Origin of the sequence: Streptococcus halitosis, assembly GCF_003143695.2 — a bacterium.
Classification (GTDB): domain Bacteria; phylum Bacillota; class Bacilli; order Lactobacillales; family Streptococcaceae; genus Streptococcus; species Streptococcus halitosis.
In genome coordinates this window covers 1-26,006 of the sequence record NZ_QEMY02000002.1, presented here as the reverse complement: position 1 = coordinate 26,006, position 26,006 = coordinate 1, and the positions used below count along the sequence as shown (strand labels likewise).

Here is a 26,006-nt window from a genome sequence, read left to right as displayed (position 1 = left end):
CAGAATAGCTAGCTATAGATACAGATCTTTTTGCCATTGATATCAGCCAGCGTGATGGGAATCTCATAGAGTTGACTGAGCAGGTCAGCCTGCATGATTTGAGCAGTCGTTCCCTTGCAAAAGACTTGACCGTCCTTGAAGGCAACAATTTCATCCGCATACTGGCTGGCCATGTTGATATCGTGGAGGACTATGATAATGGTCTTCCCTAGTTCCTCCACCAGTCGCCGAAGGATCTGCATCATGCTGACACTTTGCTTGATATCGAGATTATTGAGCGGTTCGTCTAGCAAGATAAAGTCTGTATCTTGGGCCAGTACCATAGCGATAAAGACACGTTGCAACTGTCCACCAGACAGACTATCGATGTAGCGGTCTTTTAAGTTTGTCAGTTCCAGATAGTCCAGAGTTTCTCGGATTTTTTCCCAGTCTTCTGCCCTCAGTCGACCACGGCTGTAGGGAAAACGTCCAAAGCTGACCAATTCTTCTACAGTCAATTTGGCTTGGTAATTGATTTTCTGCTTTAGGATGGTGAGTTCTTTGGCCAGTTCTTGCGAATTCCAACTCTCAATTTCACGCCCTTTGATACTAAGTATTCCCTGATCTTTCTTAGTCAGTCTGCTCATGATGGAGAGGAGAGTTGATTTTCCAGCACCATTTGGACCAATAAAGGCTGTCAGTTTCTGAGGACTGACTTCAAGCGAAATGTCTTGCAAAATATCCTGTTTTTGAATGGATTTGTCAATGTTTTCCAGTTTCACCGACGTGCCCTCCTATAAAGTAAGATAAAGAATAAGAAGCCACCCACACTCTCGATAATCATGCTGATGCGAATTTCCAGTGCAAAGACTCGTTCAATGAGGGCTTGCCCCAAGGTCAAACTGATAAATCCGACCAGAATAGCCACGATAAAGAGCAACTTGTGCCGATAGTCTTTGACGATCAGGTAGGTAAGGTTGGCCAGCATAAAACCGAAGAAAGCCATAGGTCCTACCAGGGCAGTTGCCGTTGAGGTCAAAAGTACGATGCCCCAGAGGAGTTCTCTCTGTTCTTTTTCAACATCGAGTCCCAGTATCTGAGCTGTTTCTCTTTGCAGGTGTAAGACATCCAGAATGACTGCTTTTCGAAAGAAAAAGATTGTCAAAGCGAGGATGATTAGAGAACCGATGGCTAGGATGGAAGTGTTGAGATGCTGAAAGGAGGCAAAGAGACTGTTCTGCAGTTTATCGTATTCATTTGGATCCATCAGGACTTGGAGGAAGGTACTGATATTTCGAAAGAGACTTCCGAGTGCTAGACAGATTAGCAGAATGAAGACCAGATCTTGTTTCATCAGTGTCTTCAAGTAGCCTTGTAAGGCAAGAAAGAAGAGGGATTGGACAAGAAGTAAGATTAAAAATTCTAAGATAGGAGACTTTTCAAGCTGTAGAAATTTGCTTTCAAAAACCAGTAGCAGGGTTTGTAGCAAGACATAGAAGGATTCGATTCCCAAAATACTAGGTGTCAGGAAGCGATTTTCTGTCAGGGTTTGAAAACTAATGGTCGAAATCCCTGTCGCGATGGCTACCAAGAGATAAACGATGATTTTTTGGGAACGCAGCTTCCAGGCAAAGGCAGACAGGTTAGTGATGGGCCAAAAGTAGAGGAGACAAGCTCCGATGGCCAGAATAATGAGAAGGCAAAAGAGCTTGGTATGTTTGCTTTTAGACTGCATCTCTTCGTCCTCCTCTCCAGAGAAGTAGGATAAAGACGAGGCTACCGATGATTCCTAGTAGGAGACTGACAGACAGCTCATAGGGTCGAATCAAGACTCGAGAGAGGATGTCGCAGGCCAGAACCAGATTGGCACCGACCAGAGCGACCATGAGTTTGGTTTGACTCAAATTATCTCCATAGCGCTTGCGGACAAGATTGGGAACGATGACCCCGAGAAAAGGTAAGGCACCCACGGTAATCATGGTGACACTTGTCGTTAGCGCCACTAGAAAGAGGGCCAGCTTTTCAAGTAGGGAGTAGGAAATCCCCAAACTCTCACTGGTTTCCTTGCCCAGATTCATGATGGTGAAGGTTTGGGATAATTTCCAAACGGCTATCAAGATGATGAGCCCTAAGAAGAGCCACTCATACTGATGGGTCTGAATCATGGAGAAGGAACCCTGGGACCAGGCCGTCATACTCTGAACCAGATTGAAACGATAGGCGATAACTTCTGTGATAGAACCGATAATCCCACTATAGATGATCCCGATTAAGGGCAACATCCACCTTTCCTTTACAGAAAAAATAGTCATAAAGGCTAGGAAGAAGAGAGTAAATAAGATGGAAGAGCCAAAAGCAAAGATCATCTTTTGGGTCAGACTCGCAGACGGAAAGACAAAGAGGCTTAACACCATTCCCAGTTTGGCAGCTTCTGTCGTTCCGACTGTACTCGGAGCAGCAAACTGATTTTGGGTAATGGTCTGCATGAGGAGTCCTGCCATGCTCATACTAGAGGCTGCAAGGAGAATACTGATGGTTCTTGGAAGACGCGACTCTTGAAAGAGAAGCCAGGTCTGTTGGTCAAAAGCAAAGAATTTTTCCCAAGAAAAATCACTGGTTCCAATGGTAATGGAGAGAAAGACCAGGAGTAGAAGTAAGCCTGTTAAAATATGAGAGAGTTTCATACCCTGTCCTTTCGTGTAGATTTGGTATAAAAATACCCTTGGAGATAATGTAACACGATTTCTTTAATCTGTCAATAAATTTTCTGACAATTTAATGTAAAAAGAAAGAAAAATTCCTGAAATAATATCTGCCCCCTCTCTTTTATTGGAAAACTGAGTAAAAACCAATCTACCTTCCCACTATCCTTCTCCTATAAAAAGTGGTAAAATGGAGGACAGAAAGAAGGAACTGAAATGACAACATTATTTTCAAAAATCAAAGAAGTAACAGAACTTGCTGCGATCTCAGGTCATGAAGCACCTGTCCGGACTTATCTTCGTGAAAAGTTGACACCGCACGTGGATGAAGTGGTGACAGATGGCTTGGGTGGTATTTTCGGTATCAAGCATTCAGAAGCTACGGATGCACCACGCGTCTTGGTCGCTTCTCACATGGACGAAGTTGGTTTTATGGTCAGCGAGATTAAGCCAGACGGAACCTTCCGTGTGGTTGAAATCGGTGGCTGGAATCCTATGGTGGTCAGCAGCCAACGCTTCAAACTCTTTACTCGTGACGGTCGTGAAATTCCTGTGATCTCAGGTTCTGTTCCTCCACATTTGACTCGTGGAACAGGTGGACCAACCATGCCTGCTATCTCGGATATTGTCTTTGATGGTGGTTTTGCGGACAAGGCTGAGGCAGAAAGCTTTGGCATCCGTCCTGGTGACACCATTGTCCCAGATAGCTCCGCTATCTTGACAGCCAATGAAAAAAATATCATCTCAAAAGCTTGGGATAATCGCTACGGTGTTCTTATGGTTAGTGAGCTAGCAGAAGCCTTGTCAGGCCAAAAACTGGGAAATGAACTCTATCTTGGTGCCAATGTCCAAGAAGAAGTTGGGCTTCGTGGCGCTCATACTTCTACAACTAAGTTTGACCCAGAAGTCTTCCTCGCAGTTGACTGTTCGCCAGCAGGTGATGTCTACGGTGGCCAAGGCAAGATTGGGGATGGAACCTTGATTCGCTTCTACGATCCAGGTCACTTGCTTCTCCCAGGTATGAAAGATTTCCTTTTGACAACGGCTGAAGAAGCTGGCGTCAAGTACCAATACTACTGTGGAAAAGGTGGAACAGACGCTGGAGCAGCTCATCTGAAAAATGGCGGTGTCCCATCAACAACCATCGGTGTCTGCGCTCGTTATATCCACTCTCACCAAACCCTCTACGCTATGGATGACTTCCTAGAAGCCCAAGCTTTCTTGCAAGCCTTGGTGAAAAAATTGGATCGTTCAACGGTTGATTTGATTAAAAATTATTAAACATAAGGGAAGGTGGTCAGGAGATGGCAGAACCAAACTTAGAAAGCCTTATAAAAGATCTTTATAACCATGCCCGTCAGGGATTGAGTGAAGATTTAGTTGCTGCTCTCCTAGAGACTGCTAAAAAACTACCCACTACAAATGAGCAATTACTAGCAGTCCGTCTCTCAGGACTGGTCACCCGTGAATTGCTCACCAATCCCAAACACCCAGCACCTGAATTGATCAACTTGGCTCGCTTTATCAAAAGAGAAGAAGCCAAGTACAGGGGCACTGCAGTTTCTGCTATTATGTTTGGTGAACTCTTTAAAATGCTTTGATTCCATTGTGAATCAAAGCATTTTTTATATGCTCCAAAAGAAATTCTTGATGAGGAGACGAAAAAAGCCATCCCATTCAGGATAGCTTTTAGGTACTTAGATTTGTTCAGCGATAACCTTTTCAGCTAGATTCATAGCGTGGTCAGATACACGAGTATAGTGGGAAATAATGTCGATGAAGTTGACTCCAGCTTGTGTAGAACACTCACCCTTGTTAAGGCGTTTGATGTGGGTCTTTCTGAGAACGCGTTCCATATTGTTGATTTCTTTATGACGTTCAATCAGCCTTTGAGCTTTTTCAATATCATTGTTTTCCACACTATCAAGAGCATCTTTGATGAACTCAGTGGTAGCGTGATAAATCTCAGCTAGCTCTTCCAAAGCGGCCTCAGAGAACTGAACATTCTTGCGTTGGAGATAGTCTGTTAGGTTGATTAACCCTTCTGCGTGGTCTCCAATCCGTTCCAAATCACGAGATGAATCCAGAATGTTAGTCAACACTTCGCTTTCCTTTTGGCTCAAGGATTCGCTTGAGAGTCTGATGAGGTAACGAGTGAGTTTTTCATCGATGGTGTTGATGGCTTCCTCTGTCTTGTGCCCTTTTTCAGCTACCTTTTCATCCAAACCGATGATATAGCTATAAGAAAGGTCAAAAGCTTTTGCAGCATAGTTCCCCAAGTGAAGAAGTTCTTTTTTGGCATTTCCTAGAGCGATAGAAGGCGCCTGTTTGATGAGTTGTTCATCCAAGTAGAGAGCCTCGTATTTAACAACTTCATCTTCACCAGGAATGAGCTTGGTAACAATGTAAGCCAAGGCGCCGATGAATGGGAACTGGATAATGGTATTTGTAATATTAAAGGTTCCGTGGGCAAAGGCAATGGTCATTTCTGGAGCTAGATTGAGTGCAGATTCAAACCATTGAATCAAGCCAGTGAAAGGTACAAGGAAGACAATACAGATAACCGTACCAATCACGTTAAAGGCAACGTGGGCACCAGCAACACGTTTGGCAGCGATATTGGCTCCAAGAGAAGCAATGATGGCTGTAATGGTCGTTCCGATATTATCACCAAACAAGACCGGTAGGGCACCTTGTAGGTCAATCAAACCACTTGCGTACAGATTCTGTAAGATACCGATAGTTGCGGATGAAGCCTGAATGAGTAGGGTCAATCCAGTTCCGACAAAGACACCTAGAATAGGACTCTTACTTAGTTCAACCATGTAGTCTCTAAAGACTTGCAGGTCTTTTAGGGGTTCCATTGCACCGCTCATAAGATTGAGGGCGAAGAAGATACCACCAACACCAAAGATAATCCGTCCAATGTTATTGATGGAGCGATTCTTGGTGAAGAAGAGACAAACCGCTCCGATAAAGAGCATAGGTAATGCGTAATCTCCTAGCTTAAAACCGATGATAAAGGATGTAACAGTGGTTCCAATATTGGCACCCATGACAATACCGATAGCCTGACGCAAGGTCAAAAGTCCTGCACTGACAAGTCCCACTGTAATGACTGTAACACCAGAACTTGATTGAATCAGCGCCGTCATACCGATACCAACCAGCACACCGAAGAAGGGATTGCTGGTATATTTGTCAATGTAAAAACGAAGGCGATCTCCAGCAGCTTGTTGCAAACCGTCTCCCATGGTCTTGATACTATATAAAAATAGTCCCAGACCACCTAAAAAGTGAAATAAAATTTCCTGCCAATTAATGGACATTTCTTTTCCTCCGAAAAATAATCGCGGAATTTCTCCTATTCTATTTTAAAGGATAATAGGAAATCTAACAAGTGTTTAATGGAAATTTTCATAAGAAAAAGATAACTTTCTTTAAAAATAGAGGATAAATTTACTGTAAGAGAGTCGAATAATAGGATTGTGTCCAAATTTTACTGATTATTATCCTAGTTATAGTTTTTGTGTCAAACAGATTGACATCGCTTTCATATAAGATAAAATGAAGATGATCCTGTTCGGGTGGTGCCCACTAAGAACAGTTGCTTTTTATCTAAAAAGTAAAGCGCTTACTTTATATTTTATTAGGAGGATAAGATGAAGAATCTATTTTTTGAAAAACGTTGCCGTTACAGTATTCGAAAACTGTCAATCGGAGCTTGTTCCTTGATGATTGGTTCAGCTCTATTTGCGAGCCCAGCTCTTGCAGAACAGGTCGCTGCCCCTGAAACAGCTGCTAGTACGAGCACTCAAGCGACAAGTGCCAGTGAAACAGCGAGTCCAGATACTGCAGCTCTCGAAAAACAATTAGAGGAAACTGAAAACAAAGTAGCAGAGCAACCCATTTCAGAAAACACTCCAGCAATAACGGATTTGGTTAATGAAAAAGAAGAAGCAAAGCCAGCTCCGAAAGATAAAACTGAAAAACCTGTTCAACCAACTGACAAAGAAGAAATCAAACCAGAGGAAGCTCCTCAAGTGGCTGAGAAGAAAGCCGACAAACCGACTTTAGCAGACGTTCCTAAAAATGAAGAAAAGAGTCTCCGACCAAAAGAAATCAAATTTGATACTTGGGAAGATTTGTTAAAATGGGAACCGGGTGCGCGTGAGGATGATCCCATTAACCGTTCCTCAGTTGAACTCGCCAAGCGCCATAGAGGTCAGTTGGTCAATGAAAAAGCAAGCAGAAGAGCCAAGGTTCAGGCGCTGGCAAATACCAACTCGAAAGCTAAATACCACGCTTCTGTTGGTGGAGAAGAATTCAAGGCCTATGCTTTTGACTACTGGCAATACTTGGATTCAATGGTCTTCTGGGAAGGCCTAGTCCCTACTCCAGATGTCATTGATGCCGGTCACCGCAACGGAGTTCCCGTTTATGGAACACTCTTTTTCAACTGGTCAAACAGCATTGCCGACCAAGAGAAATTTGCAGCTGCCTTGAAACAAGACGCAGATGGCACCTTCCCTATCGCACGAAAACTTGTCGATCTTGCTAAGTATTACGGATTTGATGGCTATTTCATCAATCAGGAAACAACGGGGGAATTGGTAGCACCTCTTGGTGAAAAAATGCGCCAATTCATGCTCTATACAAAAGAATACGCAGCTAAAGTCAACCACCCGATCAAGTATGCTTGGTACGATGCCATGACCTACAAATACGGTCGTTACCACGAAGATGGTCTAGGTGATTACAACTACCAGTTCATGCAAAAAGAAGGAGACAAGGTCCCTGCAGATCAATTTTTTGCCAATTTCAACTGGAACAAGGAAAAGAATGACCACTCCGTAGAGATGGCCAAATGGCTAGAGCGTAGTCAATATGATGTCTTTGCAGGCTTGGAATTGCAACAAGGTGGTTCTTATAAGACCAAAGTCAAATGGGATACCCTCTTAGATGAAAAAGGCAAGTTGCGTTTGTCGTTAGGACTTTTTGCGCCGGATACAATTACCAGTCTAGGAAAAACAGGCGAAGACTACCACAAGAATGAAGACATCTTCTTTACAGGTTACCAAGGAGATCCAACGGCTCAAAAACCAGCTGACAAAGAGTGGTATGGGATTGCCAATTTGGTTGCGGACCGCACACCAGCAGTAGGACGCACCTTCACGACCTCTTTTAATACAGGTCATGGTAGAAAGTGGTTTGTAGATGGCAAAGTTTCTAAGGATTCTGAATGGAACTACCGTTCTGTTTCAGGTGTCTTGCCAACATGGCGCTGGTGGCAGACTTCAACGGGGGAAAAACTTCGTGCAGAATATGACTTTACAGATGCCTATAATGGAGGTAACTCCCTTAAATTCTCAGGTGATGTAGCTGGTAAGACGGACCAGGATGTGAATTTGTATTCTACCAAACTAGAAGTAACTGAAAATACCAAACTTCGTGTTGCCCACAAGGGAGGAAAAGGCTCTAAAGTTTATATGGCCTTCTCTACGACTCCAGACTACAAATTTGAGGATGCAGCTGCATGGAAAGAACTGACTCTCTCTGATGACTGGAAGAATGAAGAATTTGACCTTAGCCCACTAGCTGGAAAAACCATCTATGCAGTCAAACTCTTCTTCGAGCATGAAGGAGCTGTAAAAGATTATCAGTTCAACCTAGGTCAATTAACAATTTCAGACAATCACCAAGCACCACAAGCGCCGACAGGTCTCTCTGTTGTGAAACAATCTCTTAAAAATGCCCAAGAAGCTGAAGCAGTGGTCCAGTTTGCGGGAAACCAAGATGCAGATTTCTATGAAGTCTACGAAAAAGATGGGGATAACTGGCGTTTGTTGACAGGATCATCTGCTTCCACTATCTACTTGCCAAAAGTTAGCCGTTCTGCTAATGCGACTGGTACGACTCAGGAATTGAAAGTTGTTGCAGTTGGTAAAAATGGCCTTCGTTCTGAAGCGGCGACGGCATCCTTTAACTGGGGGATGACAGTTCAGGATACAACTCTCCCAAGACCTTTGGCTGAAAATATTGTTCCAGGTGCAACGGTTATTGGTAGTACTTTCCCAAATACTGAAGGTGGAGAAGGCATTGAAGGTATGTTGAACGGTACCATTACTAGCTTGTCAGATAAATGGTCTTCAGCTCAGTTGAGCGGTAGTGTGGATATTCGTTTGACCAAGCCACGTACCGTTGTTAGATGGGTCATGGATCATGCGGGAGCTGGTGGTGAGTCTGTTAACGATGGTTTGATGAACACCAAGGACTTTGACCTTTATTATAAAGATGCGGATGGTGAGTGGAAACTAGCTAAGGAAGTCCGTGGCAACAAAGCGCATGTTACAGATATCACTCTTGACAAACCAATCACCGCTCAAGACTGGCGCCTAAAAGTTATCACTTCAGATAATGGGACACCTTGGAAAGCCATTCGTATCTATAACTGGAAGATGTACGAAACCTTGGATACAGAAAGCCAAAATATTCCAATGGCTAAGGTAGCCGCTCGTTCACTTGGAAACCATCAAGTTCAACTCGGCTTCTCTGATGTTCCAGCGGGTGCAACTATCACCGTTTACGACAAGGCAGATTCACAAACGCCAATTGCAACTTTGAAGTCTGAAAATGGTGGCGACCTGGCAACATCACCATTAGCCTTTGACAAACAACCAAATCTCCTCTACTATCGTACTCAACTACCTGGCAAAGAAATCAGTAACACCTTGGCTGTAGCGATTCCACAGGATGAAAGAAAAATTGCTGCAGTTAGTCTCGAAAAAGGACCTAAGAAGACGGTTTATAAAGAGGGAGAAAAACTTGACCTCAGAGGCGGAACACTCCGTGTTCAATATGAAGGTGGCGAAGCTGATGAACTGATTAACCTTACTCACTCAGGTGTGACGGTATCTGGCTACGACGCTCATCAAAAAGGGGAACAAAAGCTCACAGTTAGCTATCTTGGACTTCCAGTTACTGGTGACTTAAAGGTACAAGTGACAGGTCAAGATGAAGGAAAACCGAAAGAAGTAGCAGGTTTGTACATTACTCAGAAACCGAAAACAGACTATCTAGTAGGAGAGCAACTGGATCTTGAAGAAGGTCGCTTCGGCGTTCTCTATGATGATGAGACAGAAGAAAGTCATGCCTTCACAGATCAAGGTGTTGAAATTACGGGCTACGATGCTCAAAAGACTGGTCGTCAGACCTTGACCTTGCATTACAAGGGGCACACCGCTGAGTTTGATGTCTTGGTTTCTCCAAAAGCAGCTGTCAACGATGAGTACCTCAAACAAGAAATCACTGCTGCCCAAAGTCGTCAGTCAACCCTTGCCTACACCTTCTCAAGTGAGGACAAACAAGCAGCACTAGTAGAGAAGCTCACTGCAGCGAAAACTGTAGCAGAAAACCACAATGCTAGCCAAGAAGAAGTCAACCGGGCTTTGAATGAGTTGAAACAAGCAGGGACAGACTTGGATGGAAATCAACGTTACCAAACTGCTAGAGAAGAATTGGAAGGTTTGCTCGAATCCGTCCGTGAAAAAGATCCTAAAGCTGAGTTAATTGAACAAGCAGAAACTTTATTAGCTTCAGAGATGCCAACTCCACAAGCGTTTGCGGAGATGAAAGAAAAGCTGAATAAAAAACTAGCCCATGTGAAAGAAAGCCATCATGTTGGAAGTATGGATCCAAATGAAGTGGCCCCAACGGTTGAGGCCCTCCCTGAACTAGTTATTGAAACTGAAACAACAGCCTTTGAACGTCAGGAGCGACCAAACTCCGAACTTCTCAAAGGACAACGCCGTGTTGTGCAAGCTGGAGTTGAAGGTCAAAATCGTCACTTTGTAGAAGTAGATGTCCAAGGTAAACGCACTCTACGTTCGACTGAGGTAGTCAAGGAAGCAATCCCAGAAATCACCGAAGTTGGAACAAAAGTTCTATCAAGCAACCAACCAGCTGAGGGAGTAAAAGACCTAGTTTTAGAAATTTCGAAACTAGAAATTGAAGAGGATACAGTAGCCTTCGAACGTCAAGAGCGACCAAATGCAAGCCTTCTGAAAGGTCAACGTCAACTTGTCCAAAAAGGAGAAGAAGGCCAAGTTCGTCGTCTAGTTGAAGTAGATGCCCAAGGCAATCGCACCCTTCGTTCAACTGAAGTTCTCAAGGAAGCTATCCCAGAAATCACAGAAGTTGGAACAAAAGTTCTGTCAAGTAACCAACCGGCTGAGGGTGTGAAAGATTTAGTTCTAGAAACTCCGAAACTGGAAGTTGAAGAGGGAACAGTTTCCTTCGAACATCAGGAACGACCAAATGCAGCTCTTCTCAAAGGACAACGCCAGCTAATCCAAGCAGGTGTGGAAGGTCAAGTTCGTCGCTTTGTAGAAGTTGATGGTCAGGGCAAACGCACTCTTCATTCAACTGAGGTTGTTAAGGAAGTAATCCCAGAAATTGTTGAAGTAGGAACGAAAGAAGAGCAAGTCTCACAAACGAGGGATCAAGCTCTTTCAGCAGCACCGACAAAAGTTGAAGCAGCAAGCAAAGAGCTTCCAAATACAGGAGCGACAAGAGATGCTAGTCTAGTAGCGCTGGGACTCCTCGGAGTAATGAGTGGCTACGGCTTGCTTGCTGGAAAGAAGAGAGAAGACTAATCGAATTTACGAATCTTGGATTTTCTCATAAAAATTAAAAACAAGGCTTGACTGTAGATTAGTCAGGCCTTGTTTTAACTAGTAGAAATCAGTGAAAGAATGATTAAATGAGCTAGTCTTTCTTTCAATAATCAGTTATTTGGCAAGGTTTTTCTAGATTTTATTTTAAAAAATGCTAGTTTCAATTATAAGAAAGAACAAGAAAAGTTTAGGGTTTTTCTATCTCTTTTGCTGATTTTGTGATATAATTAACACGTATAAAAAAAGAAGGAGTCATATCTAATGGCAAAATTGACTGTTAAAGACGTTGACTTGAAAGGGAAAAAAGTTCTCGTTCGTGTTGACTTCAACGTACCTGTTAAAGATGGCGTGATTACTAATGACAACCGTATCACTGCAGCTCTTCCAACTATCAAGTACATCCTTGAACAAGGTGGACGTGCAATCCTCTTCTCTCACCTTGGACGTGTAAAAGAAGAAGCAGACAAAGAAGGTAAATCACTTGCTCCTGTAGCTGCTGACTTGGCTGCTAAATTGGGACAAGAAGTTAAATTTATCCCAGGTGTTACACGTGGTGCTGAATTGGAAGCAGCAATCAACGCTCTTGAAGATGGACAAGTTCTCTTGGTTGAAAACACTCGTTTCGAAGATGTTGACGGCAAGAAAGAATCTAAAAATGATCCTGAACTTGGTAAATATTGGGCATCTCTTGGAGATGGCATCTTCGTAAACGATGCATTCGGTACAGCTCACCGTGCACACGCATCTAATGTTGGTATCTCAGCAAACGTTGAAAAAGCTGTTGCTGGTTTCCTTCTTGAAAACGAAATTGCTTACATCAAAGAAGCAGTTGAAGCTCCAGAACGCCCATTCGTAGCCATCCTTGGTGGTTCAAAAGTTTCAGACAAGATCGGTGTTATCGAAAACTTGCTTGAAAAAGCTGATAAAGTTCTTATCGGTGGTGGGATGACTTACACATTCTACAAAGCGCAAGGTATCGAAATCGGTAACTCACTTGTAGAAGAAGACAAATTGGATGTTGCGAAATCTCTTCTTGAAAAAGCAAACGGCAAATTGATCTTGCCAGTTGACTCAAAAGAAGCAAACGCATTTGCTGACTACACTGAAGTGAAAGACACTGAAGGTGAAGCAGTTGATCCTGGATTCCTTGGTTTGGATATCGGTCCAAAATCTATCGCTAAATTCGATCAAGAATTGACTGGTGCGAAGACAGTTGTATGGAACGGACCAATGGGTGTATTTGAAAACCCAGACTTCCAAGCTGGTACAATCGGTGTCATGGACGCTATCGTGAAACAACCAGGTGTGAAATCAATCATCGGTGGTGGTGACTCAGCTGCCGCAGCTATCAACCTTGGTCGTGCAGACAAGTTCTCATGGATCTCTACTGGTGGTGGAGCATCAATGGAACTCCTCGAGGGTAAAGTTCTTCCAGGACTTGCAGCCTTGACTGAAAAATAAATAGTTTAACTAAAAGAAGATGGTTTAACCATCTTCTTTTTAATTTCATTTATAAATATGTTAGATTTATCGATAAATGAAGGGGGGAGAGTAAATGTTTGCATCCTGCCTTGTAAAATGCTAGTATAAGAAGTAACGACTAAATTTAGATAAGGAAATGGCTTATAATGAAAAATAAAAAAGAAGTCTATGGATTTCGTAAAAGCAAGGTTGCCAAAACTTTGTGTGGTGCTGTTTTAGGAACTGCTTTGATTGCTTTTGCAGACAAAGCAGTATTTGCTGATGAAGTCACAGAGACAACTAGTACAAGTACAGTTGAGGTGGCTACTACAGGAAACCCAGCCACAAATCTACCTGAAGCTCAGGGTGAAATGAGCCAAGTTGCCAAAGAGAGCCAAGCTAAGGCTGGTTCTAAAGACTCAGCTTTGCCAGTAGAAGTATCATCAGCTGATTTGGATAAAACAGTTGCTGATGCAAAATCTGCAGGAGTTAAGGTAGTTCAAGATGAAACAAAAGACAAAGGAACAGCCACAACTGCTACAGAAAATGCTCAAAAACAAGATGAGATCAAAAATGACTATGCTAAACAGGCTAAAGAAATAAAGACAACAACTGAAGCATATAAAAAAGAAGTCGCAGCTCATCAGGCAGAAACAGATAAAATCAATGCTGAAAACAAAGCAGCGGATGACAAGTATCAAAAAGATCTAAAAAGTCATCAAGAAGAAGTTGAAAAAATCAACACTGCTAATGCAACAGCTAAAGCAGAATATGAGGCTAAGCTAGCACAATATCAAAAAGATTTAGCAACTGTCAAAAAAGCAAACGAAGATAGTCAACAGGATTATCAAAATAAACTTTCAGCTTACCAGACAGAATTAGCTCGAGTACAAAAAGCTAATGCGGAAGCTAAAGAGGCTTATGATAAAGCAGTAAAAGAAAACACAGCAAAGAATGCAGCGCTTCAAGCTGAAAATGAAGCGATTAAACAACGTAATGAAACTGCAAAAGCAACTTATGAAGCGGCAATGAAGCAGTATGAAGCAGATCTTGCAGCTGTTAAGAAAGCTAAGGCGGATAATGATGCTGATTATCAAGCTAAATTAGCAGCTTACCAGACAGAATTAGCTCGAGTACAAAAAGCTAATGCGCAAGCTAAAGCAGCCTATGAAAAAGCTGTTGAAGAAAACACAGCTAAAAATACAGCCATTCAAGCTGAAAATGAAGCGATTAAGCAACGAAATGAAACAGCCAAGGCAACTTATGAGGCTAAAATAGCACAATACGAAAAAGACTTGGCAGCAGTCAAACAAGCAAACGAAGCAAACGAAACAGACTACCAAGCTAAGCTGGCCAAATACCAGACGGAATTAGCTCGCGTTCAAAAAGCTAACGCCGATGCAAAAGCAGCCTATGAAAAGGCTGTTGAAGACAACAAGGCAAAAAATGCTGCACTCCAAGCTGAAAATGAAGAAATCAAGCAACGTAATGCTACGGCTAAAGCTGACTATGAAGCAAAATTAGCTAAATATGAAACTGATCTTGCCAAGTATAAGAAAGATGTAGATGAGTATCCACAGAAACTCAAAGAGTACAATGAAGAGCAGGCAAAAATTAAGGCTGCATTGGTAGAACTTGAAAAGAATAAAGACAAGGACGGGTACTTGTCTAAGCCATCTGCTCAGAGCTTGGTTTATGATTTAGAACCAAAAGCTCAACTGGACCTCAAAACGGAAGGAAAACTTCTTACAGCAGCAGCTGTTGATGAAGCCTTCAAGAAGGATACAGACCAATATGGTAAGAAGAATCTTCAGTTAGACAACCTCAATGTCAAGAACTTGGAGAACGGTGCCACTACTTCTTCAGTGGAATTGTATGGTAATATTGGAACTAAATCGGACTGGACGACCAATGTAGGGAATAAAACAGAAGTTAAATGGGGCTCTGTTCTTCTAGAACGTGGGCAAAGCGTAACTGCGACTTATACCAACCTTCAAAATTCCTACTACAACGGTAAAAAGATTTCCAAGATTGTTTACAAATATACTGTAGATCCTTCTTCTCAATTTAAAAATCCTACTGGAAAAGTTTGGTTGGGAATCTTTAGTGACCCAACTTTGGGAGTCTTTGCTTCTGCTTACACTGGTGATGTTGAAAAAGGGACTTCAATTTTCATTAAAAATGAATTTACCTTCTATGATGAAAATGACCAACCAATTAATTTTGACAATGCCCTTCTTTCTGTAGCCTCACTTAACCGTGAGCACAACTCTATTGAGATGGCCAAGGATTATAGTGGTACTTTTATCAAAATCTCCGGTTCATCCATCGGCGAAAAGAATGGCATGATTTATGCAACTGAGACGCTCAACTTTAGACAAGGACAAGGTGGATCTCGTTGGACTATGTATCCTAGAGCAAATGAACCTGGATCGGGATGGGATTCATCAGATGCACCAAACTCTTGGTACGGTGCAGGTGCTATTAGTATGTCTGGATCTACGAATCATGTTACAGTTGGCGCAACATCTGCTACTAATGTGATGTCTGTTGCGGATATGCCCCAAGTTGCTGGAAAAGATAATACAGAAGGCAAGAGGCCCAATATCTGGTACTCACTCAATGGTAAGATTCGTGCCGTTAACGTTCCGAAAATTACAAAAGAAAAACCAACTCCACCGGTAGCACCAACTGCACCACAAGCTCCTACTTATGAGACAGAGAAACCATTGGAACCAGCTCCAGTAGCACCAAGCTACGAAAATGAGCCAACACCACCAGTAAAAACTCCAGATCAACCGGAGCCATCAAAACCAGAAGAGCCAACATATGAGACAGAGAAACCATTGGAACCAGCTCCAGTAGCGCCAAGCTACGAAAATGAGCCAACACCACCGGTAAAAACTCCAGATCAACCAGAGCCATCAAAACCAGAAGAGCCAACATATGAGACGGAGAAACCATTGGAACCAGCTCCAGTAGCACCAAGCTACGAAAATGAGCCAACTCCACCGGTAAAAACTCCAGATCAACCAGAGCCATCAAAACCAGAAGAGCCAAATTATGATCCATTGCCAACTCCGCCGGTAGCACCAACTCCTAAGCAGTTGCCAACACCACCAGCGGTGCTAACAGTTCACTTCCATTACAATCGTCTATTTGCACAACCTCAGATTAATAAAGAAATTAAAAACGAGGATGGAGTAGATATCGATCGTACTCTAGTTGCTAAGCAGTCTGTAGTGAAGTTTGAGTTGAAAACGGAAGCGTTGACAGCTGGTCGTCCAAAAACAACTTCGTTTGTATTGGTAGATCCACTTCCAACTGGCTATCAGTTTGATTTAGAAGCAACCAAGGCTGCAAGCAAAGGTTTTGAAACAAGCTATGACAAAGCTAGTCACACTGTAACCTTTAAGGCGACTGATGAGACATTGGCAACATACAATGCTGATTTAACTAAACCTGTTGAAACTCTTTATCCAACGGTTGTTGGTCGTGTCTTGAATGATGGGGCAACTTATACAAATAACTTTACATTGACAGTTAACGATGCCTACGGTGTTAAGTCAAATATTGTTCGTGTAACGACTCCAGGTAAACCAAATGATCCTGACAATCCAAACAACAACTACATCAAGCCTTTGAAAGTTAACAAGAACAAGCAAGGTGTGAATATTGATGGCAAAGAAGTTCTAGCTGGTTCAACGAACTACTATGAACTCACATGGGATTTGGACCAATACAAGGGAGATAAATCTTCTAAAGAAGCGATTCAAAATGGTTTCTACTATGTGGATGATTATCCAGAAGAAGCCTTAACCCTTCATCCAGAATTGGTTAAGATTCGTGATCTAGAGGGCAATCTTGTACCAGGTATCAGTGTTCAACAATATGATAGTTTAGAAGCTGCTCCTAAGAAAGTTCAGGACTTGTTGAAGAAAGCAAACATCACTGTTAAAGGTGCTTTCCAACTCTTCTCAGCTGATAATCCAGCCGAATTCTACAAGAACTATGTAGTAGCAGGAAAATCATTGCTCATCACAGATCCGATGACAGTTAAACCTGAATTTGGTCAAACGGGTGGTAAGTATGAAAACAAAGCCTACCAAATTGATTTTGGAAATGGCTATGCTACAGAAGTAGTTGTCAACAATGTACCAAAAATCACACCGAAAAAAGATGTGACAATCAGTATGGATCCAAGCAGTGACAATATCGATGGCCAAACAATTCCGTTGAACCAGTACTTCAATTATCGTTTAATTGGTGGTTTGATTCCACAAAATCATTCTGAGGACTTGAATGACTATAGTTTTGTAGATGATTATGACCAAAAAGGTGATCAATACACTGGAAATTATAAAGTTCTTGCCAAAGTTGATATCCGATTGAAAGACGGTCGTGTTATCAAGGCAGGGACAGACTTAACAGCTGAAACACAGGCTGAACATGATCAAGTTAAGGGAATGATTACCATTCGCTTCAAGGAAGAATTCCTTCAAGAGATTCAGTTGGATTCTCCATTCCAGGCTGAGACTTATATTCAAATGAAACGAATTGCTGTTGGAACCTTTGAAAATACCTATGTAAATACTGTGAACAAAGTTGCTTACGCCTCAAACACAGTTCGCACGACAACGCCAGAACCTAAGAAACCAGAGGAACCAACAATTCCTAATTCTAATCCAAATCCAAAAGGGAACCCTACCCTACCTCAAACAGGTACAAATGATTCAAGCTACATGCCATATCTTGGTCTGGCAGCTTTAGTAGGAGTTTTAGGGATTGGTCAGTTGAAACGAAAAGAAGACGAAAGCAACTAATTTCTGAAAGTTAAATAGAAAAGAGGAACTCTGTTTCCTCTTTTTTATAGCCTAAATTAAAAACGCTTCCTATTGATTTTCACTCATAAAATCAACTGATTTATGTTAAAATGGTAGTAGAAAGTTGAGATTATGAGTTATTTTAAAAAATATAAATTTGATAAGTCACAGTTCAAACTTGGTATGCGGACTTTCAAAACGGGGATTGCCGTTTTTCTAGTTCTTTTGATTTTTGGCTTTTTTGGCTGGAAAGGTCTTCAAATCGGTGCTCTGACAGCGGTTTTTAGTCTGAGGGAGAGTTTTGATAAGAGCGTCCATTTTGGAACTTCACGTATTCTAGGAAATAGTATCGGTGGCTTCTACGCCCTTATCTTTTTTCTCTTAAATACCCTATTTCATGAAGCCTTTTGGGTGACCTTGGTGGTTGTTCCAATCTGCACTATGTTAACCATTATGACAAATGTGGCCATGAATAATAAATCGGGGGTTATTGGTGGTGTAGCAGCTATGTTAATCATTACCCTATCAATACCGAGCGGTGAAACAATTTTGTACGTGTTTGCGCGCGTATCGGAAACTTTCATGGGAGTTTTTGTCGCAATTCTCGTAAATTATGATATTGAGCAACTGAAACTCTTTTGGGAGAAAAAAAGAAAATAATGTTACATTTTATAACATTATCAATTGACGTTTGTCTTTTTTTAGACTATAATAGACAGAAAGAAGGAAAATGTAAATGAAGGAAAAAGAATTTCGCCGAAATATGGCTGTTTTTCCTATCGGCAGTGTTATGAAGTTGACAGATCTATCGGCGCGTCAGATTCGTTATTACGAGGATCAAGAGTTGATTAAACCTGATCGAAACGAAGGAAACCGTCGCATGTATTCGTTGAATGATATGGATCGTCTGCTTGAAATCAAAGATTATATCTCTGAAGGCTACAATATCGCTGCCATTAAGAAAAAATATGCTGAACGTGAGGCGAAGTCCAAGAAAGTGGTGAGTCAGACAGAGGTGCGTCGCGCACTTCATAATGAACTCCTCCAGCAGGGACGCTTTGCTTCAGCACATTCACCTTTTGGTCGCGGTTAGGCAATCGCAAGTAGTCATATATTAAGGAGAAAAAACATGCCAATCACAGCTGCAGATATTCGTCGTGAAGTCAAGGAAAGAAATGTTACCTTTATTCGTCTCATGTTCTCAGATATTTTGGGAACAATGAAAAACGTCGAAATTCCTGCTACAGATGAACAGTTAGATAAAGTCTTGTCAAACAAGGCTATGTTTGATGGATCTTCTATTGAAGGTTTTGTACGTATCAATGAGTCAGATATGTACTTGTACCCAGACTTGGATACATGGACAGTCTTCCCTTGGGGAGATGAAAACGGAAGTGTTGCAGGTTTGATCTGTGATGTCTATACAACAGAAGGTAAACCGTTTGCAGGTGACCCTCGTGGCAATTTGAAACGTGCTCTTCGCCATATGGAAGAAGTAGGATTCAAATCCTTCAACCTTGGACCAGAGCCAGAATTCTTCCTATTTAAACTGGATGAAAATGGGGATCCAACTCTTGAGGTAAATGACAAGGGTGGCTACTTTGATTTGGCACCTACAGACCTTGCGGATAATACACGTCGTGAAATCGTTAATGTCTTGACCAAAATGGGATTTGAAGTAGAAGCGAGTCACCACGAGGTTGCGGTTGGACAACATGAAATTGACTTCAAGTATGATGAAGTCCTCCGTGCCTGTGACAAGATTCAAATCTTTAAACTCGTTGTTAAAACGATTGCTCGTAAACATGGTTTGTACGCAACCTTTATGGCAAAACCAAAATTTGGTATCGCTGGATCAGGTATGCACTGTAATATGTCCTTGTTTGATGCAGAAGGAAACAATGCCTTCTTTGATCCAAATGATCCAAAAGGAATGCAGTTATCTGAAACGGCCTACCATTTCCTTGGTGGTTTGATCAAGCATGCTTACAACTATACTGCTATCATGAACCCAACAGTTAACTCATACAAACGTTTGGTTCCAGGTTATGAAGCGCCTGTTTACATTGCTTGGGCTGGTCGTAACCGTTCGCCACTTGTGCGCGTACCAGCTTCACGTGGTATGGGAACTCGTCTTGAGTTGCGTTCAGTGGACCCGATGGCAAACCCATACATCGCTATGGCTGTTCTTTTGGAAGTTGGTTTGCATGGTATTGAAAACAAAATCGAAGCACCAGCTCCTATCGAAGAAAATATCTACATCATGACAGCAGAAGAGCGTAAGGAAGCTGGAATCACAGACCTTCCATCAACGCTTCATAACGCTTTGAAAGCTTTGACTGAGGACGAAGTAGTCAAGGCTGCCCTAGGTGAGCACATCTATACGAGCTTCCTTGAAGCCAAACGTATCGAGTGGGCTAGCTATGCAACCTTTGTGTCGCAATGGGAAGTTGATAATTATCTTGATTTGTATTAAGAACATAAAAAAGATTGTCTGATTGGGCAATCTTTTTTATTATTGCAAATTTTTAAATGTATTTCGTTGCTGTTTTTAGTATAGTTATTATATAGAAAAATAGAAAACAAGAAAGAGTTAATTATGCATTAAAAAGAAATAATATTCTGAAAATAATTAGAAAATAACGTCCAATCATTTTCATTATACCTATTTAATGCAGTAGTGTGGCGGGTTTAGCGTGAGAAAGAAAAAGTTTACAATTTGACAACATATTTCTTGAAATACTCATTAGTAAATGATAAAATGTTTTTTGGAATGGATGAGTTTCGGAGGGTTCATAAATTATTTACTATATTATTTACTCAAGCTGTACTCGCCATATTTCATCAAAAAGGAAAGGAGATTCTATGCAAAAAGATAAGTGGTGGCTTCCGTTTTTAGCAGTGGGAGTCATCATCGGATTGTCGGTGGGTTTGATTTATTATACTAGACCCGCTAAGGACGGAGAAGTAGGGACTTCATCAGTTTCGCAATCAACTTCAAGTGCTGAGAACAATACTGCCTTGAGTCTAAAAGGTCAACAACTTCCAGAATTTAAAATGACTTCTCAAGACGATAAAGTGGTTGCTAGTTCAGAACTGTATGATAAACCTATGTTAATTGTCGAATGGGCTAGTTGGTGTCCTCATTGTCAGAAACAACTACCCATTGTTCAGCAGATGTATGAAAAGTATGGTGAACAGATCAATTTTGTTTTACTAAATATGAACGAACCTGGTAAAGAAACGAAGGAGAGTGCTGATCGATACATTAAGGAAAAAGGATATACTTTCCCTTATTACTATGATGAAGATCAATCAGCGGCAGATCTATTACAGGTTCAGACCATACCAAGTATGTATTTTGTAACCAAAAAGCAAGAAGTAAAAAATGTATTGATTAATCATTCCGATGCGGAAAGCTTTTCTAAAGAGTTGCAAACATTACTCAACTAACATATATCTACTATAGAAAAGGGGGAAGAAGAAATCACAATAGGATTTCAGAAATAGCAATGAGAGATTTCATTAAAAAGGTATCCATATTGTTTATCATGTTATTCTTATCTGTTCCATTAGCCTTAATGGGACAGCTACTTGGTAGCGCTGCAGCAAATGAAGGCGGTAGTACTATTGAAGTAGGTGGAAATACAAAGATAACACAAAATGGATGTTCCCGTAAAATTGAAAAAACGGAAAAAATTAGCTGGCGCCTGCCTAGAAAACCAGTGGATTTGGTAATTTTGCAGGATGCGAGTGGATCATTTAAGAACACCATTCCAAATGTCCAGAATGCTTTAAAAACTCTGACGACATTTGTGAAGGAAGAAGAGTATGATGAAAATAACCCACGTTTGGTTAAGACTAATAATCCAGATACGTCAGACCGGGTTATGATGGCAACCTTCCAAGGTGCAGATGGATACAACTACTACTACAATAACAATTTTACAGGCCGTAAAGATGTTTATGGTAGTTGGGGACCTGACTATGATTACAAATACAAGGCAAGTAACTTGTCTTCTAATCAAAATGATATCCATCAATTCATTGATAATATTAAGGTAGCAGGAGGAACCCCTACAGTTCCAGCTATTGACGATGTCATTGCTCAGTATAATCAAAGAAAAGGGAATATGGCTAACGGTCGTAAGACCATCTTCCTTTTGATTACGGATGGTGTTGCTAATGGGAAACGTGACCCTGATGGTAAGGTCCGTCTAGAGTACAGCGACTATCGTAATAATATTCTTACACGTGCTTGGAATTTTAATGAGCTAACTGAAGCATCCCAAAACGTTTTAGGGCGTGTGAAAGAGGTTAAGGAAGCATCTACAAGACTTAAAAATGTTGTTGGTTCTGAAGGAACAGTAGTAGTTGGTTTCTGGGAAGACGTATCAATCTTTGCAAACTCTAAAGCTCAGTATTATGACACATATAAAGAAGGTTATTCAAAATATTTTGATATTGGAGATAACCGAAGTGTCCAAGAGATTTTCCATGAAGCATTGGAGGGGATGGCTTCTCCAGCTAAAAATATCAATGGAAAAGATGTTTCCTTCTATGTTAATGAACAAAGCGATATCAATAAATTCTCAAGTCGAGTTCTAGAATCTGTTGGTGCTGCTCTGGTTAAAGAAGATATCAAAGGTGAGTTTGAAGTTACTCCAGGATATAAGGTAGATGCAGTTCGAATTAATGGTAAGAAGATTGTATCAAAGGTTACCGATTCGAAGAAAGAAATTCGTGGTAAGATTGTTCAAGAAGGAGACAAGGTTACAATCTCTGTTCCAGAGAGTGTCTTTAATCCAGGAAACAACAAGTTTGACTATGATTTGAGTAAGGAAGCACATGCTGAACAAGTTGATGAGGATGATGAGCAAGACCCTCCTGCAGACTACAAACCAGTTAAGGAGACAGTTCCAGTTCCTGAGTTGACTGGTAAATTTAAAGTTGGTGATTTTGCGACTGAAACAATCGGTGGTTCGAAAGAAACTGTAGAAGTTCAAAAACTTGAATACTGTTACCCAAGTGCCACCAAGAAAATTGCAGACCAAGATCAAAGCAATGATACTGGTACTATTGAAGATCCGCTTCAATTAACTAAAAAACCATCCTATGCAGCGAACTTGTCTGCCAAAGACGAAACATTTACTTATACAGTAGATTACAACTTCAACAACGCTCCATATGAGTTCAAGAAAAATGTTATGCTGACTGACCCTCTTGATTATCGTTTGGAAGTTGTAGGTCATCATGCTTCTGGACCACAAGGTCAAATCTTGACTCGTGTCGTGAAACAAAATGACGATCTCGGAAACGAACGTGATGTTGTTGTTGCTGATGTACCAAGTGTGAATGGTTATGAATACTTAGTGCTTCAAAAAGCAAAAATGACCATTACGGTTCGCTTGAAGGAGCAATATCGCAATAATCAAGCGAGCAAAGAATTCATGGCCCTTCTTCAGGATAATGATGGCTTCGGTTTGCTGAATCAGGGTAATATCATGTGGAATGGTGAGGATAATAATCCTGATCCAAGTAAACATGCTAAAACAGCTGACAAACCAAGTACAATTCGTCGCTCAAACCCAGTCTATGTTAAACCACCAGTTGATACCGAAATTACGAAGAAGGTCAATAATAAGGAACATGAAGATCTTAAGACAGAAGAAGAACTCTTCGAGTACAAAGTGACTGTTCCATGGCCAGGCATTGCAGATACATTTAGCCTTACGGATACAGTTGTTTCAGAGTTGGAAGTTCAGGCAGATAGCTTGAATGTAAAACTTGGTGAAAAAGATAATACTGAGTTGAAAACTGCTACAAAAGTTGAAGGTCAAACTGTTTCACTGACTCTTGATAAAACTCAACTCGAAAAGATCTCACGTAAGGTAACGCGTCGTAAGACTAAAGATGTTCAATACCTTGAATTGACCTTCAAGGCTAAGATTCGCCCCGGTGCTGACCTTTCTAAGTACAAGAAAGATGGTCAGGTTAAAGTGCCAAATACGGCAGATGTTGCCTTGAATGATATCAAGAAAACTTCTAACGAAGTAACGGTTACCCCACCAAAACCAAAAGAACCGACTATTGATAAGAAAATCAATGAAAACTTGGATAGCTTCCAAACGTTTGATGGGCAACTATACAACTACAACATTACAACAGCAGTACCAAGTGATGTTGCCAATTACAAGAAATTTGTGATTCGTGATACACTAGATGCTAATTTGGAACTTGCAGGTGCCGTAAGTATTAAAGGTTCTGCAGCTGCCCTCTTTGATATCCACACCAATGGCCAAGAGATTACGGCAACGGTGAAGGATGGTCAGTTTGGTGAACTTGCAAAATACTCAACTGTTGAACTAGTCATTCCTGCAAAAGTTAAAAATGGCGTGACAGGTACAACCATTGAAAACAAGGCTTCTATTTCCTTTACAAATGAGAATAATGTAGAGAAAGAAGTTGAATCGAAACCTGTCACCGTAACGCCACCTCCTGTAACGAAGAAGATCAATGAAACTCTTGATCACTTAGATATCGCGACAGGTCAAGCGTATAACTACAACATTAAGACAAAACTTCCAACAGATATTACAGATTATAAGAAATTTGTGATTACAGATACACTTGAAGGAGATTTGTCAGTTATCAATGAAACTTCAAGCAAACCAGTTATCAAAGGAGCAGCTGCAGCCTTCTTCGATGTAACAGTTGAGGGTCAAACCGTGACTGCAACGATGAAGGACTTTGCGAACGCTACAGCTCTTGCTGGTCAAGAAGTGGAATTGATTATTCCGGCTAAGATCAATGATGGAGTGACTCGTATCAACATTCCAAATACTGCGAAGTTCAGCTTCACAGATAAGAACGATCATAGCGGAGAAAAAGAAACGAAACCTGTCACCGTAACCCCTCCATCAGAACCAGGTGTTGATAAGAAAATCAACGAAACACTGACAGAGGCAACAATCGGTGCGGAAACCGACTTTACTTATAATATCAAAGCGAAATTGCCAAATGATATTACAACGTACAAGTCCTTCGTTGTAACAGATACCTTGGATGAGAACTTGACTCCAGGTCAAGCTGAAATCAAGGGAGCTGCAGCGAAATTCTTCGATGTAACAGTTCAAGGTCAAACCGTGACTGCAACGATGAAAGATTTTGCGAATGCGGGTGACTACGGTAACCAAGAAGTAGAGCTCGTGATTCATGCCAAAGTGAAGAAAGGCTCAACTGTTCCATCTATTGAGAACAAAGCTAAGATTACTTACACCAACAAGAATGACCAACAAGGTGAGAAAGAAACCAAGCCGGTCACTGTTACACCACCACCAATCACGAAGAAGGTGAATGGTCAGGAACACGCAGATCTTGGTAAGTTATCAGAAATCTTTACTTATACGATTGACTCAACGGTTCCACATGTGGCAGATACCTTCACCATTTCAGATGATATCGTCAAAGAATTGGCATTTGAAGGAGAAGCAACGGTCACTGTTGATGGCCAAGCTGTTCAAGACCTCACTGTAACAACAGAAGGTCAACGTTTGACGGTCACATTTGTTAAAGAGCAAGTGAAACAATATGCTGGTAAAGCTGTACAAGTTTCATTTAAGGCTAAGGTGAAGGAAGGCATTACCTTTGATGCACTTTTAGCGGCTTATCCAAATGAATCAAAAGACAAGCCGGTAGTACCAAATACTGCTAGCTACATCATTAATGACAATCCAGATTCTAAGAAAGAATCAAAACCAGTCACTGTCACTCCACCGCCAACAACAACTCCAGAGCTTAGGAAGGAAGTAAACGGAGCAGAACGTTACGATCTTGCAAAACGTAATGAAGAATTTACTTATACTTTGAAAACAACAATGCCTGCCAATGCAACTGAGTTTGAGATGACAGACGAGTTGAAAGAAGTTCTAGAATTTGTTGGTGAGAATGCTTCAGCCACTGTTAAACTTGATGGTGAGGATGCAGGATCGAAGGCGACAGTGACACTTTCTGGTCAAGTCATCAAAGTTGCCTTTACAGAAGCTTCTGTAAAAGCAGATGCCGGTAAGTCTATTGAAGTGAATTTCAAGGCTAAGATTAGAGATAATGCCAACTTGTCAGCTTATGTGACCAAAGATGGTAAGACTGAAATTCCAAACAAGGCTTCTTACGACATCGATCACAATCCGAAATATCACAAGGATTCCAATGAAGTTCCAGTAACGCCACCAACACCAGAAGAACCAGAAATCAAGAAAGATGTGAATGGCAAAGAAGCTGAAACTCTTGACAAACGTGACCAAGTCTTCACTTACAACGTGAAAACAACAGTAGCGCAAGATGCGACAGCCTTCTCAGTCACAGAT

Annotated in this window: 13 protein-coding genes and 2 pseudogenes; 11 read left to right on the top strand and 4 right to left on the bottom strand. The window is 41.3% G+C overall.

What is annotated here, in order from left to right:
- Positions 1 to 8 precede the first annotated feature (8 nt).
- Genes DB729_RS06680 through DB729_RS06670 form a run of 3 tightly spaced genes read right to left on the bottom strand, consistent with a single transcriptional unit; the run spans position 9 to position 2,663 of the window.
- A complete protein-coding gene (locus DB729_RS06680) occupies positions 9 to 761 on the bottom strand; it encodes an iron ABC transporter ATP-binding protein (protein WP_000764285.1) in 753 nt (250 codons plus the stop codon).
- Positions 758 to 1,714, bottom strand: coding sequence for an iron chelate uptake ABC transporter family permease subunit (locus DB729_RS06675; protein WP_109289852.1), 957 nt, complete (start codon positions 1,712 to 1,714; stop codon positions 758 to 760). The genes DB729_RS06680 and DB729_RS06675 overlap by 4 nt, the downstream gene beginning before the upstream one ends.
- Positions 1,704 to 2,663: an ABC transporter permease gene (locus DB729_RS06670; RefSeq protein WP_109289851.1), complete on the bottom strand. Its 960-nt coding sequence runs from the start codon at positions 2,661 to 2,663 to the stop codon at positions 1,704 to 1,706. Before DB729_RS06670 ends, DB729_RS06675 begins: the two co-directional genes overlap by 11 nt.
- Before the next feature lie 234 nt (positions 2,664 to 2,897).
- Here DB729_RS06670 and pepA point away from each other — a divergent pair, with 234 nt between their 5' ends.
- The gene (pepA, locus tag DB729_RS06665) at positions 2,898 to 3,962 is read left to right on the top strand and encodes a glutamyl aminopeptidase (RefSeq protein WP_109289850.1); all 1,065 of its coding nucleotides are present in this window, start codon (positions 2,898 to 2,900) and stop codon (positions 3,960 to 3,962) included.
- Positions 3,963 to 3,985: 23 nt separating this feature from the next.
- Complete coding sequence (locus DB729_RS06660; protein WP_000840142.1) at positions 3,986 to 4,282, top strand: bacteriocin immunity family protein; 297 nt, start codon at positions 3,986 to 3,988, stop codon at positions 4,280 to 4,282.
- A 96-nt stretch (positions 4,283 to 4,378) separates the two neighbouring features.
- Here DB729_RS06660 and DB729_RS06655 read toward each other — a convergent pair whose 3' ends face one another.
- Positions 4,379 to 6,010 (bottom strand): Na/Pi cotransporter family protein, encoded by a 1,632-nt coding sequence (locus tag DB729_RS06655; protein WP_109289849.1) that lies wholly within the window; start codon positions 6,008 to 6,010, stop codon positions 4,379 to 4,381.
- Positions 6,011 to 6,343: 333 nt separating this feature from the next.
- On the opposite strand from DB729_RS06655, the pseudogene DB729_RS06650 reads away from it, so the two are divergent.
- From DB729_RS06650 to padA, 9 genes and pseudogenes are all read left to right on the top strand, one after another.
- A pseudogene (locus DB729_RS06650) lies at positions 6,344 to 11,155 on the top strand (endo-beta-N-acetylglucosaminidase); the annotation flags it as partial.
- Entirely contained in the window at positions 11,135 to 11,335 is a 201-nt protein-coding gene (locus tag DB729_RS09585) for an LPXTG cell wall anchor domain-containing protein (RefSeq protein ID WP_483025168.1), read from the top strand. The pseudogene DB729_RS06650 and the gene DB729_RS09585, both read left to right, overlap by 21 nt.
- A 282-nt stretch (positions 11,336 to 11,617) precedes the next feature.
- Entirely contained in the window at positions 11,618 to 12,817 is a 1,200-nt protein-coding gene (locus DB729_RS06640) for a phosphoglycerate kinase (protein ID WP_084853032.1), read from the top strand.
- A 167-nt stretch (positions 12,818 to 12,984) separates the two neighbouring features.
- Positions 12,985 to 17,640 carry an antigen I/II family LPXTG-anchored adhesin gene (locus DB729_RS06635; protein ID WP_109289847.1) on the top strand — a complete coding sequence of 1,552 codons (4,656 nt, stop codon included), beginning with the start codon at positions 12,985 to 12,987 and terminating at the stop codon, positions 17,638 to 17,640.
- Positions 17,641 to 17,772: 132 nt separating this feature from the next.
- Positions 17,773 to 18,300, top strand: a complete 528-nt coding sequence (locus DB729_RS06630; protein WP_109289846.1) for an FUSC family protein — start codon at positions 17,773 to 17,775, stop codon at positions 18,298 to 18,300.
- Between the two features lie 76 nt (positions 18,301 to 18,376).
- The gene (glnR, locus tag DB729_RS06625; RefSeq protein WP_000659550.1) at positions 18,377 to 18,733 is read left to right on the top strand and encodes a transcriptional repressor GlnR; all 357 of its coding nucleotides are present in this window, start codon (positions 18,377 to 18,379) and stop codon (positions 18,731 to 18,733) included.
- Between the two features lie 36 nt (positions 18,734 to 18,769).
- The gene (glnA, locus tag DB729_RS06620) at positions 18,770 to 20,116 is read left to right on the top strand and encodes a type I glutamate--ammonia ligase (protein ID WP_109289845.1); all 1,347 of its coding nucleotides are present in this window, start codon (positions 18,770 to 18,772) and stop codon (positions 20,114 to 20,116) included.
- Positions 20,117 to 20,505: 389 nt separating this feature from the next.
- The gene (locus tag DB729_RS06610; RefSeq protein ID WP_033583966.1) at positions 20,506 to 21,093 is read left to right on the top strand and encodes a TlpA family protein disulfide reductase; all 588 of its coding nucleotides are present in this window, start codon (positions 20,506 to 20,508) and stop codon (positions 21,091 to 21,093) included.
- 59 nt (positions 21,094 to 21,152) lie between these two features.
- Positions 21,153 to 26,006 (top strand): annotated as a pseudogene (gene padA, locus DB729_RS06605) (LPXTG-anchored isopeptide-forming adhesin PadA); the annotation flags it as partial.